The sequence below is a fragment of the Bradyrhizobium campsiandrae genome (assembly GCF_014529705.1).
In the GTDB taxonomy this organism is placed as follows: domain Bacteria; phylum Pseudomonadota; class Alphaproteobacteria; order Rhizobiales; family Xanthobacteraceae; genus Bradyrhizobium; species Bradyrhizobium campsiandrae.
Genome location: NZ_JAANIH010000356.1, coordinates 1 through 246 on the forward strand (window position 1 = coordinate 1; position 246 = coordinate 246).

The following is a 246-nucleotide window of genomic DNA, read 5'->3' on the forward strand; positions in this document are numbered from 1 at the left end:
CCTTCGCCGGGACGACTCGTGGAGAGAGCTCACGCCAGCGTATGCACGATCACCGGCCCCGCGGCGGCGCTTGCATGCCCTGCCAGCAGCGCGCCGAGATCCTTCTCGATCCAGGCGATGGCGCGCTGCGAACAGTTTTCGCGTTCGCAGAGGCGGCAGTTGACGCCGATCGGCGTGCCCTCCGTCTTCTCGAGGTCGATGCCGGCGGCGTAGGTCAGACGCGCCGCATGGCGGATCTCGCAGCCG

General features: G+C 69.1%; 1 protein-coding gene. It reads right to left on the minus strand.

Features of this window, described 5'->3' with window-relative positions; all coding sequences use genetic code 11:
* Window positions 1–29 precede the first annotated feature (29 nt).
* Window positions 30–246: short-chain fatty acyl-CoA regulator family protein (locus G8O24_RS45515; protein ID WP_306666345.1), on the minus strand; the 217-nt coding region annotated here is incomplete at its 5' end.